This window comes from Cupriavidus sp. DF5525 (assembly GCF_040149425.2).
Lineage (GTDB): Bacteria > Pseudomonadota > Gammaproteobacteria > Burkholderiales > Burkholderiaceae > Cupriavidus > Cupriavidus pickettii_A.
In genome coordinates, this window is record NZ_CP168266.1 from 1,038,624 (window position 1) to 1,051,083 (window position 12,460).

Consider the following 12,460-nt stretch of genomic DNA (forward strand, 5'->3'; position numbering starts at 1 on the left):
GCGCCTCACCTTTCCAGGGAGGGCGGTGCCACACCACCCCTCAACGCCACCATCCGGAGACGAAGCCGTGAACCTCGACCGCTTTCCCCGCTACCCGCTGACGTTCGGTCCCACGCCAATCCACCCGCTGACACGCCTGAGCGAGCACCTGGGCGGCAAGGTGCATCTCTATGCCAAGCGCGAAGACTGCAACAGCGGTCTGGCCTTTGGCGGCAACAAGACGCGCAAGCTGGAATACCTCGTGCCCGATGCGCTGGAGCAGGGCGCCGATACGCTGGTGTCGATCGGCGGCATCCAGTCGAACCAGACGCGCCAGGTGGCCGCCGTGGCGGCCCACCTCGGCATGAAGTGTGTGCTGGTGCAGGAGAACTGGGTGAACTACTGGGACGCCGTGTACGACCGCGTGGGCAATATCCAGATGTCGCGGATGATGGGCGCCGACGTGCGGCTGGTGGCGGACGGCTTTGACATCGGCATCCGCCCGAGCTGGGAGGATGCCATGCAGAGCGTGCGCGACGCGGGCGGCAAGCCATATCCGATCCCCGCGGGCTGCTCGGAGCACCCGCTCGGCGGGCTGGGTTTTGTCGGCTTCGCGGAGGAAGTGCGCGCGCAGGAAGCCCAGCTCGGCTTTAAGTTCGACTACATCGTGGTCTGCTCGGTCACGGGCAGCACGCAGGCTGGCATGGTGGTCGGCTTCGCGGCGGATGGCCGCGCCGACAGCGTCATTGGCATCGACGCCTCCGCGAAACCGGCGCAGACGCGCGCCCAGATCCTGCGCATTGCGCGGCATACCGCGGAGCTGGTGGACCTGGGCCGCGATATCGCCGAAGAGGATGTCGTGCTGGATACGCGCTACGGCGGTCCGGAATATGGCCTGCCGTCCGAAGGTACGCTCGAGGCTATCCGCCTCTGCGCGCGGCTTGAAGGCGTGATGACCGACCCGGTCTACGAAGGCAAATCCATGCACGGCATGATCGACATGGTGCGCCGCGGCGAGTTCCCGCAGGGCTCCCGCGTGCTGTACGCCCACCTTGGCGGCGCGCCCGCGCTGAACGCCTACAGCTTCCTGTTCAAGGACGGCTGACGCGATCCACGGCCCGGATTCGCTGCCGTAGCAGCCGGCTAGCGAATCTTGTCAAACCCGCCAGCCGCCCAGCGGTCGGCGGTTTCGCGCGTCAGGCGAAAGTCGGGCCGCACCTTGACGGTCGCCAACTCATCCCCGAAGGGATCCAGTGCCGTGAGCGTGCCGAAGGGCTCGAATTCATCTGGCGTGATGACCAGCCTGACGGTCACGGTTCCGGATTCGGTCTCGATGCTGCACTGCTTGTTGAGTTGAGCGTGCAGTTGCTGCTCGTGCCGCCGGATGACTTCCGCGGCGGTCTTGACCAGCGTCTGGTGGGCCGTGGCATCGAGCGGCTTCGGATCGACCTTGTTCCGCCCCATGGTCCAGGGTCCGACCAGCGCCGGCTCGGCGCTGCCGTCCCGGATCATTTCGACCGCCCAGCCGTCGCCATCCTCGTTCTTGATAACCCGGGCGGTCCAGCCCTTGTCTCGCCAAAGCCGGGGCTCGTGGATGGCGGAAGATTCGTGCTCGGAAAGAGCGTCGTCGGTGTGGTGCATCAATTTCGTCGTACTGGTCGGGGACCCGCGAGCATACAACACCATGGGTGGGGCGCGTGAACGGGCATTGAATCCGCCTGTAAGCCGACATTAGAATCGGCTCTGACACCCACATCGCGCATAATCTGGCTCTGGCACCCCCTTGGTCCAGCGTTCGCGCTTGAGGAGAAATGGGCATGAAGAACAACGACACGCAGGAAAGCCAGTCTGCTTCTCAGCTGATAGACGCGAGAATCAAGGAACTGGACGACTGGCGGGGCACGATGCTCAGCCGGCTCCGTACCCTGGTCAAGGACGCCGATCCCGAGGTCGTCGAGGAGTGGAAGTGGAGAGGGGTTCCGGTATGGTCGCACGACGGATTGATCTGCACAGGCGAGACTTACAAGAGCGTCGTGAAGATGACCTTCGCCAAAGGGGCGGCTCTGAAGGACCCATCGGGCCTCTTCAACTCCAGTCTTGACGGGAACACAAGGCGTGCCATCGACTTCCACGAGGGCGAGAAGATCGACGAGGAAGCGCTGAAGACTCTCGTTCGCGCCGCCGTGAGCCTGAACAAGTCAAAAGCCAAAAGCTGATCCACGCGAGCGGGTACACCAGCAAGACAAGAACAACCCAGGAGGGAGACAAATGATGAATTCCAAGATACCGAGTATCCTGGCGGCCGCCGGGCTTTGGATCGCCTCCGGCGCCGTGCTGGCGCAGACCGGCGGCTTGTCCCGCACGGTTGTTGGTCGCGCGGACGTTTCCGTTCCGGGACGCGAAGCCGTGGTGGCGCGTGTGGAAGTGGCACCGGGCGCCCGTGCCGGGCGCCACATGCATCCAGGCGACGAGATCAGCTATGTAATGGAGGGCGAGGCCCAACTGCTGATCGACGGGCAGCCGCCCCGGCTGGTCAAGGCCGGAGAATCCTTCGTGGTTCCGGCCGGGGTCGTTCATGACGCGCACAATCCAGGCAGTTCGCCGACGCGCGTGATTGGCGTGTATGTGGTCGAGAAGGGCAAGCCGCTGGCGACGCCAGCGCCCTGAGGCCGCAGCGGCCGGCACCTTGCTCAGCCCTGATCGCCACCGCCCACTGGCAAAACGGTTCCGGTGATGTACGAGGCCTCGTCCGACGCCAGGAACAGAATCCGCCGACCTGCTCGTCGATCGTGCCGTAACGGCGCATCAGGCTCGACGCCACGGTCTGGTCGACGATGGCCTGGTACCAGGCCGCCTCCTGCTCCGACTGGGGCGCGGCGTTGCGCGGGATGCGGCGCGGTGGCGCCTCGGTGCCGCCGGTGGCCACCGCGTTGACGCGGATGCCTTCGGCCGCATGCTCGAACGCAAGGCTCGCGGTCAGCGCGTTGACGCCGCCCTTGGCCGCCGCGTAGGGCACGCGGTGGATGCTGCGCGTCGCGATCGACGACACGTTGACGATCGCGCCGTGGCGCCGCTCCACCATGCCGGGCAGCACCGCGCGGCAACACCACAGCGTGGGAAACAGCGAGCGCCGGATCTCCGCCTCGATCTGGTCTTCCTCGTAGTGGTGGTAGGGCTTGGCCCAGATGGTGCCGCCGACGTTGTTGACCAGCACATCGACGCGGGCCCAAGCGTCCAGCGCGGCCCGTGCCATCTCGGACGCGCCCGCATAGGTTTCCAGGTCCGCGGTAACGGCGACGACCTTGCCGCCACCGGCGGCGATCTCGCCGCCGACCTCGTGCACGAGGTCAGAGCGGTCCACCAGCACCACCGACGCACCCTCGGCCGCCGTGGCGAGCGCCACGCCGCGCCCGATGCCTTGCGCGGCACCGGTAACGACGACGACCTTGCCCGCGAAGCGGGCATTGCGGTCCCTTGCTTGCATGCTTGCCTCCTTGCAGTCAGGCCAGCCTTGCTGGCCGAGAATTTTTCGTAGTAGAAGCCCGCGCGCGTGATCCCCGCCTGCTGCAGCCAGCTGCGTACGGCCTCGACCATCGCGACCGGGCCGCACAGGTACACGTCGACATCGCCGCCATTGAGCCAGGTGTCATCCACGTGCGCGGTCACGTAGCCGTTGCGCGGATGCGCGCTGGCGGGATCGGCGACGCAGGTGCGCGCGCTCAAGCCGCGGCGTATCCAGGAAGTGCGCGAGCTGCAGATCGCGCTGGGCCTGGTGGCCGCGGGCGAAGGGATCTCGGTGCTGCCGAGCAGCGTGCATGGCCTCAAGCGCGACGATGTCACCTACGTGGAACTGGACGATCCCAACCTGGTGTCACCCATCATCATGAGCATGCGCATGCTCGACGAGTCCGCCGACCTGCGCGCCATGCAGGAAATGATCTATCGGCTGTACGAGGAGGCGGGCATCGCCTATCTGCCGCCGACGCAAGAGTAGGGAACTATGCCAGCGCGTCCGGCTGGCCCTGCTGCAGTACCCAGGCCACCGCGCGCGCCAGGAAGGGCGAGGTGTCGCCCGCACGTTGGCTCATGATCACGGGCGAGACGAAGCCCGGTGCGTCGATGGGGCAGTAGCGCACGTCGTCGCGGTGCAGGCGCTGCACGGAGGCGGGCACCAGCGTAATGCCCAGTCCCGCCGCCACCAGCCCCAGCGCGGTCTGCAGTTCGTTGGCTTCCTGTACCACGCGTAGCTGCAACCCCTGTGCGCGGAACAGCGACAGCACATGGTCGGCATAGCTGGGCCGCGGCCGGGCAGGGTAGAGCACGAAGGGGTGGTGCGCCAGGGTCTCGGCGGTCAGCGAGCCATCGCGCGGTACCGGCTGCGCTGCGGGCAGGGCGGCAACCAGCGGCTCGGCCATCACTACCTGTTGCGTGATGGCCGGATCGTTCAGCGCAATGCGGCCAAAGCCCAGGTCGATGCGCCCGGCCTTCAGTGCCGCCACCTGCTGCACCGTGATCATCTCGCTCAGGCCGACCTCCACCTGGCTGTCGGCGCCGCGCAGCTCGCGGATCAGTTCGGGCAGGAAGCCATACAGCACCGAGGGCACGAAGCCGATGCCGAACCAGCGCTTCTCGTTGCGGCCGATGCGGCGCGTGCCCTCGATGGCTTCGTCCAGCCGCTGGGTCAGTTGCAGAGATTGCTCCAGCAGGAAGCGCCCGGCCTCGGTCAGGCGCAGGCCGCGGCCGATGCGGTCAAACAGCGCCACGCCGATTTCTTCCTCGAACTGCCGGATCTGGCGCGACAGTGGCGGCTGGGCCATATGCAGCAGAGACGCCGCCCGCGTCACATTCAGCTCCTGGGCGACGGTCTGGAAATAGCGCAGGTGGCGGAGTTCCATGTCATGACCTTTATTCATACTTTCTGGGTATGGGATCAGACATCATCGGTCTTGGACTCCAATAAAGTCAAGGCGCATACTCCGGTGCAATATCAAATTGCATCCAAAAGGTATCAAAGTGAGCAACCAAGCGACGATCACGGCAGTCGAGGCAATCCTGGTCGACCTGCCGACCATCCGGGCGCACCAGCTCGCCATGGCGACCATGCAGCAGCAGACGCTGGTCATCGTGCGGCTGCAGTGCAGCGACGGCATCGAAGGCATCGGCGAGGCCACGACCATCGGCGGCCTGTCCTATGGCGACGAAAGTCCCGAAGGCATCAAGCTCACCATCGACACCTACCTGGCCCCCGCGCTGGCCGGCCAGGACGCCGCCAACGTGCATGCGGCCATGGCGCGCCTGAACAAGGTCGCGCGCGGCAACCGCTTCGCCAAGTCAGCGCTGGAAACCGCGTTGCTGGATGCGCAGGGCAAGCGCCTGGGCGTGCCGCTGGCCACGCTGCTGGGCGGCGCCGTGCGCGACACGCTGCCGGTGCTGTGGACCCTGGCCAGCGGCGATACCGGGCGCGATATCGCAGAGGCCGAGCAACTGCTGGAAGCGCGTCGCCACAACACCTTCAAGCTCAAGATCGGACGGCGCGCCGTGCGCGACGACGTGGCCCACGTGGCGGCGATCAAGCGCGCGCTGGGCGATCGCGCCCGCGTGACGGTGGACGTGAACCAGGCCTGGAACGAGGCCGAGGCAGCCACCGGCATCGCCATGCTGGAAGCCGCCGGCATCGACCTGATCGAACAACCCACGCCACGCGAGCAGCGGGCCGCGCTGGCCCGCCTGGCCGCGCGCTTTGTCGTGCCGATCATGGCCGACGAGGCGGTGTGCGGGCCGGAAGACGCGATGGAGCTGGCGCGCATCGGCGGCGCCGACGTGTTTGCCCTGAAGATCGCCAAGTCGGGCGGCATCTTCGGCATGCTGCGCACCGCGGCAGTCGGCGATGCCGCCGGCATCGCGCTCTATGGCGGCACCATGCTGGAAGGCAGCGTGGGCACCATCGCCGCGGCCCACGGCTTCTGCACGCTGCCACAGCTCGCGTGGGGCACGGAGCTGTTCGGGCCGCTGCTGCTCAAGGACGATGTGGTCGCCACGCGGCCGGAGTACCGGGATTTCGCGCTGCACCTGCCGCAGGGGCCGGGCCTCGGGCTCGCGCTGGACGAGGACAAGCTGGCGCACTATCGCCGCAAGCAAGGCTGAACATCAGCCCCCCAACACGATCGGAGGAACCCTCATGCTTTATCTGGTACGGATGGACGTCAACCTGCCGCACGACATGCCCGCGGCCCAGGCCGATGAGATCAAGGCGCGCGAGAAGGCCTACGCGCAGGACCTGCAGCGCCAGGGCAAGTGGCAGCAGCTCTATCGCGTGGTGGGCGAATACGCCAACTACAGCATCTTCGATGTCGAATCCAACGACGAACTGCACACGCTGCTGGCCGGCCTGCCGCTGTTCCCGTATATGAAGCTCGCGGTGACGCCGCTGGCGAAGCATCCGTCGTCGATACGCTGAACGCGCTGCTCGACATTAAAAGAAAGGACCGGAGACGATGAAATCCCTGCTGCACCGGCTGTTCCTGCGGCCATCGACGACACCTGGCGCCCGCACCGGCGCTGCCGCGGTGATGCTGGCCCTGGCCGCGGCCAGCGCGCCCGCCCATGCCGCCTGGCCCGACCACCCGATCCGCTGGATCGTGCCGTTTCCCGCCGGCGGCGCCATGGACAATATCGCCCGCACGCTGGGTGAAGACATGTCGCGCACGCTCGGCCAGGCCATCGTGGTGGAGAATCGCCCCGGCGCCGGCGGCAATATCGGCGCGGAGCTGGTCGCGCGCGCGCCGGCCGACGGCTACACGCTGATCATCGTCGCCAACGGCATGGCGGTGAATCCGGCCCTGTACGGCAAGCTCAGCTACGATCCGGTGAAGGACTTTGCCCCGGTGTCGCTGCTGGCGGTGGTACCCAATGTATTGGTGGCCAGCAAGGCGAAGACGCCCGCGAAGACGGTGGCGGAGGTGGTGGCCAATGCCAAGGCGCGGCCGGGCAAGTACACCTATGCGTCGGCGGGCAACGGCACCTCGATCCACCTGGCGGGCGAGCTGTTCACTTCCATGGCGGGCGTCGACCTGCTGCATGTTCCCTACAAGGGCAGCGGCCCGGCCATGACCGACCTGCTTGGCGGCCAGGTCGACTATATGTTCGACAGCATTACCTCGGCCAAGCCGCATATCGATTCCGGCAAGCTCACCGCCATCGCGGTAACGACCAGCAAGCGCTCGACGGCGCTGCCCAATGTGCCCACCGTGGCCGAGTCGGGCCTGCCCGGCTATGAGCTGTCGCCCTGGTTCGCTGCCTTCGTGCCGGCGCGCACGCCGTCCGCCGCGATCGAAGGGCTGAACCGCGCCATGCTCGAGGCGCTGCGCAAGCCTGCCGTGCAGAAGCGGCTGGCGGCGATCGGCGCGGAACCCATCGGCAGCACGCCGGCAGCGCTGCGCGACCACCTGGCCCGCGAGACCGCCAAGTGGGGCGAGCTGATCCGGGCGCGCGGCATTCACGCGGATTGATGACGCGGCCGGGCGCCGCGTCACCATGGTCTAGTTGAGGCGGACATGCAGCGATGCATGCCGCCTCGGCATTTTTTCAAGGAACACGAACGTATGAGTATCGCGACACGCGGCGATCTTCGCCTCCACTACGAACTCGAGGGACCGGCCGATGCGCCGGTGCTGGTCATGTCCAACTCGCTCGGCACCACGCTGGCAATGTGGGATCCGCAAATGCCGCTACTGCGCCAGCACTTTCGCGTGCTGCGCTACGACACGCGCGGTCATGGTGCCTCGTCGGTGAGCGTGCAGCCATTCGGCATGGCCGAACTCGGCGCAGATGTGCTGGCGGTAATGGACCATGCGGGCGTGCAGCGCGCTCACTTCTGTGGCCTGTCGATGGGCGGCATGACCGGCATGTGGCTCGCGCGGCATCACCCGGATCGCTTCGGACGCTTCGTGCTGGCAAACACCGCTGCGCTGATCGGGCCGGCCTCTGGCTGGAACACCCGCATCGAGACCGTGCAGCGCGACGGCATGGCTGCCATTGTCGAAGGCGTCCTGGCACGCTGGTTCACGCCGGCCTGGCTGGCGGGCGATCCCACCCGTGTCGCTCCTGTGCGCGCCATGCTTGAACAGGCCGATGGGTCGGGCTACATCGCCAACTGCGCGGCGGTGCGGGACGCGGACCTGCGCGAGTTGCTGCCGGCTATCGAGGCTGAAGTTCTGGTCATTGCCGGTCTTCAGGATGCGGCGACCACGCCTGAGCAGGGGCGAGCCGTGGCTGACTTGATTCCTCGCGCGGCCTATCTGTCGCTCAATGCGGCTCACCTTTCCAATTGGGAGCTGCCCGGCGAGTTTGCGGATGCTGTGACCGCTTTCCTGCAGCGTAGCCGCTGACTTATTTTGCGGCGAATGGAGCACTTTCAGAATGTGCGACGGCCTCGTTCTGAGAGCGGGCGGGGCAGGGCGGGCCCGGGCTGAATGGCGGCGCTGCAAGCTGCGGCCGCGCCGCGGCCGCGGTTTCCCACACTTTCCTCACGCGGTGCATGATTGGCCTCGGCCGCTTTGCCCTTCGCGCCTTGCCGTCCTACAACTGGAGTGTGGGCCGGAAGGCACCGGACCGCATTCGAGGAGGAGCATCATGTGCCGCTGGCTGGCCTACTCGGGCAAATCCGTTGCGCTGGAAACGGTGCTGTTCCAGCCGGAACACTCGCTGATCGACCAGAGCCTGAATTCGCGGCTGGGTCATACCACCACCAATGGCGACGGTTTCGGCGTCGGGTGGTACGGACGTCACTCGGAAGTGCCGTTCCGCTACCGCTGCCTGCACCCGGCCTGGAGCGACACCAACCTGCGCGAGACGGCGCGGGCGGTGCGGGCACCGCTGTTCGTCGCCCACGTGCGCGCGGCCACCGGCACGCCGACGCAGGAGACCAACTGCCATCCGTTCCGCTTCGGCCGCTGGCTCTTCGTCCATAACGGCCTGATCCGCGAATACCCCCTCGTGCGGCGCGATCTGATGATGGCCGTGGCGCCGCACCTGTTCCGCTGGATCGAGGGATCGACCGATTCCGAGGTGATGTTCTTCCTGGCCCTGAGCTTTGGCCTGGAGCGCGACCCGCGCGGCGCGCTGGAGCAGATGGCGGGGCTGATCGAGGACGTCGGCCACCGCTACGACGTGCAGTTTCCGCTCAACATGACCGTCTGCGTGACCGATGGCCAGCAGATCGTGGCGGCGCGTTACTCGAGCGAGGCCGACTCGCGCACGCTGTTCCACAGTACCTCGTTCCGGCAGTTGCGCGCGCTCTATCCGGACGACCCGCGCATCATCGCCGCCGGCGACAATGCCTTCCTGGTGCTGTCCGAGCCGCTGATCGACGTGCAGGGCGTGTGGGAGGAGATTCCCGAGGCGACCATCCTGATTGCCCGCAATGGCGAGATCGAGCACAACCGCTTCTTGCCGCGGCTGCCGAACCGTTCGACATAAGTAAGGGGCAGCGAAGGGGCAGCGTCAGGGGCGCCGCGAGGCGGGTGGCGTCGGACCTGGCAGGCGCCAGGGTACGTCGTGCGCACTTCAGATCAACTAGAATAGCTATCGTGATCTCCGGCGGTGATGTGCATGCCGCATGCACCGGCCGGGAAGAGGAGGCGAGATGAGTTCGGGGTCGAATTCGACTTCGGCACAAAGCCCACACGACGGCAAGGAGCCAGTGGTCTATGTGGTCGACGACGACGAGGGGATGCGACTCGCCCTTGGCGGTCTGCTGCGCTCGGTCGGGCTGCGCGTGGAGACATTCGAATCGTCGCAGGACTTTCTTGCTTTCCCGAAGACCGACGCCCCCAGTTGCCTGATTCTCGATGTCAGGCTGCGCGGCGAAAGCGGCCTTTCCTTCCAGGAGCACGTTGCGAAGAGCGGCGTGCGCATGCCGATCGTATTCATGACAGGGCATGGCGACATCGCGATGACAGTCAAGGCCATGAAAGCGGGAGCAGTCGATTTCCTCGCGAAGCCGTTTCGCGACCAGGACATGCTTGACGCAGTTGCCAATGCGTTGGCGCGCGACGGGGAACGTCTCGCGGCCGAACAATCGATCGCGGCGCTTCGTGCTGCCTACGGCTCGCTGACACCGCGCGAACGAGAAGTCATGGGGTTCGTCGTGGCCGGCCTGATGAACAAGCAAATCGCCTCCGAGATGAATCTCAGTGAGATTACCGTGAAGATTCACCGTGGGCAGGTAATGAAGAAAATGGCGGCGCGATCCGTCGCGGATCTCGTCAGAAAATCAGAATCACTGGGCGTCGATCCGCAGCCGCAGAAGTCGCCTTGAGATCGGCGGCGTCGGATCGTCGATTTCCGCTACGGCTGGTCCAGCGCGACGCTGAGCCAATGCGCAATGGCATCGGCATCGACCGGCTTGTCGAGTACAGCCAGCGCGCCGCTCGCCAGGGCCTTCGCCTTCAGGTCGTCCGTCGGGAACGCCGTGATGAAAATGGTCGGCGGCGCATATCCGAGTGCCAGGATGCGGTCGTGCATCGCAATCCCCGACATGCCGGGCATCATGACGTCGGAAATCAGGAATGACGTCGCGGCGATTTGGCCGGATTGCAGGAATTCCTCTGCCGATGCGAACAGGCATGTTTGCCTGCCGAACGAGCGTACGAGACTCGCCGTCGCGAGGCGGACGGCCTCGTCGTCATCGACAATCGAAACTAGCTGGGCGGAACACAAGGGACCCCTCCACCTTCAGGAAAGAGCGCACGCAGCCAGAACGGCGCCGGGTGCTTCACGTGCGTCTACGATACCCAGCGTAATTCTCATATCAGCGGCCGAGAATCATACAAACGTATAGGCGCGCCGCAAGCAGATCGCCAAAGCCTGCCCCGAAGACCGTCTACGCCAGGTATCGTGCAGATCCGCTGAAACGGCGAATACATACTTTGATATGAGTCCCGGCGGTCCGTAATAGGAGTTCCGGCGTTCCGTACATCTCAGCCGTGGGCGCGTGCCCCGGTCCCGCGGGTCATACCCTGGTATGAGCGTTCGAAGCCTATGTAGGGGCAGCGCTACCCGTCCGTAGAATGGGTTTGTAGCGCCCGCGCGCCTACCCTAGTCTCATGGCCGGTGCGATTGCGCAGTGCGCCAAATGGTGGGGGCTCTCAATGGAACAATCGGATACATCGCAGCGTGGCTTTCGCGTTGGCTTGCCAAATAGCGCTGATACTTTGTCCGCCTGTTTCGCGACGAGCTACACCGGAATCATCGCGTTCATGGCGGTCGCCACGGAGGGAAGCTTCGCCAAGGCGGGGGAGCGGTTGGGGATCGGGCGCTCGGCGGTCTGCCGAAATGTCCAGAAGCTTGAAACGCAGCTAAGTACGCGCCTGTTTCTCCGCACCACGAGGACAACACAGCTGACGCGAGAGGGCGAGAGATTCTTCGAGAACTGCAACCAGGGCGTGACCCATATTGTCGAGGCAATGAACGACATGCTGGAGCTCCGCCAGGGGCCGCCTCGTGGCTTGCTTCGCATCAGCTCGACAGTCGGGTTCGGACGCAAGGTGGTTGCGCCGCTGCTTTCCAGGTTCTCCGAGGTCTACCCCGATATCGCGGTCGACCTGCTTCTGGATGACCGGCCAACAGATTTCGCTTCCGAACAGATCGATGTCGCATTTCGCGACGGCCGCATCGAGGATTCCAGCATCATTGCGAAACAGTTGATTCCGATGCAGATGGTACTGTGCGCGTCCCGTTCCTATGCCGAGACGCGGGGACTGCCCTCTACGCTGGAAGAGCTGAGGCAGCACGACTGTATCAACTTAAGATTCGCCGGCGGTCGCGTCCTGGATTGGGAGTTCAAGGTTGACGGCCATATGCGAAAGTATCTGCCGACCGCCAGATTGACTTTCAATGACGCAGACCTGGTACTGAAGGCAGTCCTGGATGGCCGCGGAATTGCCCAGATGCCGGCGTATCTGATTCGCGATCACATCGCGAGCCATGAGCTCGTCATGGCGTTAAGGCGGTATGTGCCGGACGACCGGGGCCACTACATCTGCTACCTCTGCCGACAGCATTTGCCGTCACGCATTCGTGTGTTTGTCGATTTCATGACTGAGCAGATCCGCGCGCTCGATCTGAATTACCTGACCGACTTCGACACGCATGACACCGGGACTTCGACAGAAAAGCTGGCGGCCTGAATCTGGTTTCGGTCGCACCAGCAGCGGATCGTCAAACATGTGAAGGCAATGCCACAAGTTCGCGCCAGACAGGCGCTATTGGTCGTGACCCTCCGCCTTTTCCTCAGACTTCACGCGGGGTATCGCCTTCGACGAAGTGGCCTCAACGGCGCTTGCCCCATCCCGTCCCTCCGACCACTCCCGATGGCGCCGCGGTGTATTCTGGAGAGCGATTGGTAATCGCGGAGCTGCCGTGTTGTAAGTCGCTTTCGGAGCGTGCCCTGCCCGGATTATGCTCGGACGAACATAGCGTC

13 protein-coding genes and 3 pseudogenes are annotated in these 12,460 nt (G+C 65.2%); 11 read left to right on the forward strand and 5 right to left on the reverse strand.

The window, feature by feature from the left end; genetic code table 11:
- Window positions 1-67 precede the first annotated feature (67 nt).
- A complete protein-coding gene (locus ABNX08_RS26025) occupies window positions 68-1,084 on the forward strand; it encodes a 1-aminocyclopropane-1-carboxylate deaminase (protein ID WP_022538577.1) in 1,017 nt (338 codons plus the stop codon).
- 38 nt (window positions 1,085-1,122) lie between these two features.
- Here ABNX08_RS26025 and ABNX08_RS26030 read toward each other — a convergent pair whose 3' ends face one another.
- The gene (locus ABNX08_RS26030) at window positions 1,123-1,620 is read right to left on the reverse strand and encodes a hypothetical protein (protein WP_022538578.1); all 498 of its coding nucleotides are present in this window, start codon (window positions 1,618-1,620) and stop codon (window positions 1,123-1,125) included.
- 176 nt (window positions 1,621-1,796) lie between these two features.
- On the opposite strand from ABNX08_RS26030, the gene ABNX08_RS26035 reads away from it, so the two are divergent.
- Window positions 1,797-2,195 carry a DUF1801 domain-containing protein gene (locus tag ABNX08_RS26035; protein WP_041682064.1) on the forward strand — a complete coding sequence of 133 codons (399 nt, stop codon included), beginning with the start codon at window positions 1,797-1,799 and terminating at the stop codon, window positions 2,193-2,195.
- Window positions 2,196-2,250: 55 nt separating this feature from the next.
- Window positions 2,251-2,646, forward strand: a complete 396-nt coding sequence (locus ABNX08_RS26040) for a cupin domain-containing protein (protein WP_349605982.1) — start codon at window positions 2,251-2,253, stop codon at window positions 2,644-2,646.
- Between the two features lie 23 nt (window positions 2,647-2,669).
- Here ABNX08_RS26040 and ABNX08_RS26045 read toward each other — a convergent pair.
- Both ABNX08_RS26045 and ABNX08_RS26050 read right to left on the reverse strand, forming a co-directional pair.
- A pseudogene (locus ABNX08_RS26045) lies at window positions 2,670-3,463 on the reverse strand (1,6-dihydroxycyclohexa-2,4-diene-1-carboxylate dehydrogenase).
- A 23-nt stretch (window positions 3,464-3,486) separates the two neighbouring features.
- Window positions 3,487-3,705, reverse strand: a pseudogene (locus ABNX08_RS26050) (NADH oxidase); the annotation flags it as partial.
- On the opposite strand from ABNX08_RS26050, the pseudogene ABNX08_RS26055 reads away from it, so the two are divergent.
- A pseudogene (locus ABNX08_RS26055) lies at window positions 3,692-3,973 on the forward strand (LysR substrate-binding domain-containing protein); the annotation flags it as partial. The pseudogenes ABNX08_RS26050 and ABNX08_RS26055 overlap by 14 nt on opposite strands.
- A gap of 4 nt (window positions 3,974-3,977) precedes the next feature.
- Here the strand turns inward: ABNX08_RS26055 and ABNX08_RS26060 are convergent.
- Window positions 3,978-4,874, reverse strand: a complete 897-nt coding sequence (locus tag ABNX08_RS26060; protein WP_022538582.1) for a LysR family transcriptional regulator — start codon at window positions 4,872-4,874, stop codon at window positions 3,978-3,980.
- Window positions 4,875-4,986: 112 nt separating this feature from the next.
- On the opposite strand from ABNX08_RS26060, the gene ABNX08_RS26065 reads away from it, so the two are divergent.
- From ABNX08_RS26065 to ABNX08_RS26090, 6 genes are all read left to right on the forward strand, one after another.
- Window positions 4,987-6,123 carry a muconate/chloromuconate family cycloisomerase gene (locus tag ABNX08_RS26065; protein WP_041682065.1) on the forward strand — a complete coding sequence of 379 codons (1,137 nt, stop codon included), beginning with the start codon at window positions 4,987-4,989 and terminating at the stop codon, window positions 6,121-6,123.
- A gap of 34 nt (window positions 6,124-6,157) precedes the next feature.
- The gene (catC, locus tag ABNX08_RS26070) at window positions 6,158-6,436 is read left to right on the forward strand and encodes a muconolactone Delta-isomerase (protein ID WP_022538584.1); all 279 of its coding nucleotides are present in this window, start codon (window positions 6,158-6,160) and stop codon (window positions 6,434-6,436) included.
- Window positions 6,437-6,473: 37 nt separating this feature from the next.
- Window positions 6,474-7,487: a tripartite tricarboxylate transporter substrate binding protein gene (locus tag ABNX08_RS26075; RefSeq protein WP_022538585.1), complete on the forward strand. Its 1,014-nt coding sequence runs from the start codon at window positions 6,474-6,476 to the stop codon at window positions 7,485-7,487.
- Between the two features lie 93 nt (window positions 7,488-7,580).
- Entirely contained in the window at window positions 7,581-8,366 is a 786-nt protein-coding gene (pcaD, locus tag ABNX08_RS26080) for a 3-oxoadipate enol-lactonase (protein ID WP_022538586.1), read from the forward strand.
- A gap of 244 nt (window positions 8,367-8,610) precedes the next feature.
- Window positions 8,611-9,456, forward strand: a complete 846-nt coding sequence (locus ABNX08_RS26085; protein ID WP_041681779.1) for a class II glutamine amidotransferase — start codon at window positions 8,611-8,613, stop codon at window positions 9,454-9,456.
- Window positions 9,457-9,622: 166 nt separating this feature from the next.
- Window positions 9,623-10,297 (forward strand): response regulator transcription factor, encoded by a 675-nt coding sequence (locus tag ABNX08_RS26090; RefSeq protein ID WP_022538588.1) that lies wholly within the window; start codon window positions 9,623-9,625, stop codon window positions 10,295-10,297.
- A 29-nt stretch (window positions 10,298-10,326) separates the two neighbouring features.
- On the opposite strand, the gene ABNX08_RS26095 is transcribed toward ABNX08_RS26090, so the two are convergent.
- Window positions 10,327-10,698 carry a response regulator transcription factor gene (locus ABNX08_RS26095; RefSeq protein WP_022538589.1) on the reverse strand — a complete coding sequence of 124 codons (372 nt, stop codon included), beginning with the start codon at window positions 10,696-10,698 and terminating at the stop codon, window positions 10,327-10,329.
- A 431-nt stretch (window positions 10,699-11,129) separates the two neighbouring features.
- Here ABNX08_RS26095 and ABNX08_RS26100 point away from each other — a divergent pair, with 431 nt between their 5' ends.
- A complete protein-coding gene (locus ABNX08_RS26100) occupies window positions 11,130-12,167 on the forward strand; it encodes a LysR family transcriptional regulator (protein WP_022538590.1) in 1,038 nt (345 codons plus the stop codon).
- Window positions 12,168-12,460: the final 293 nt, after the last annotated feature.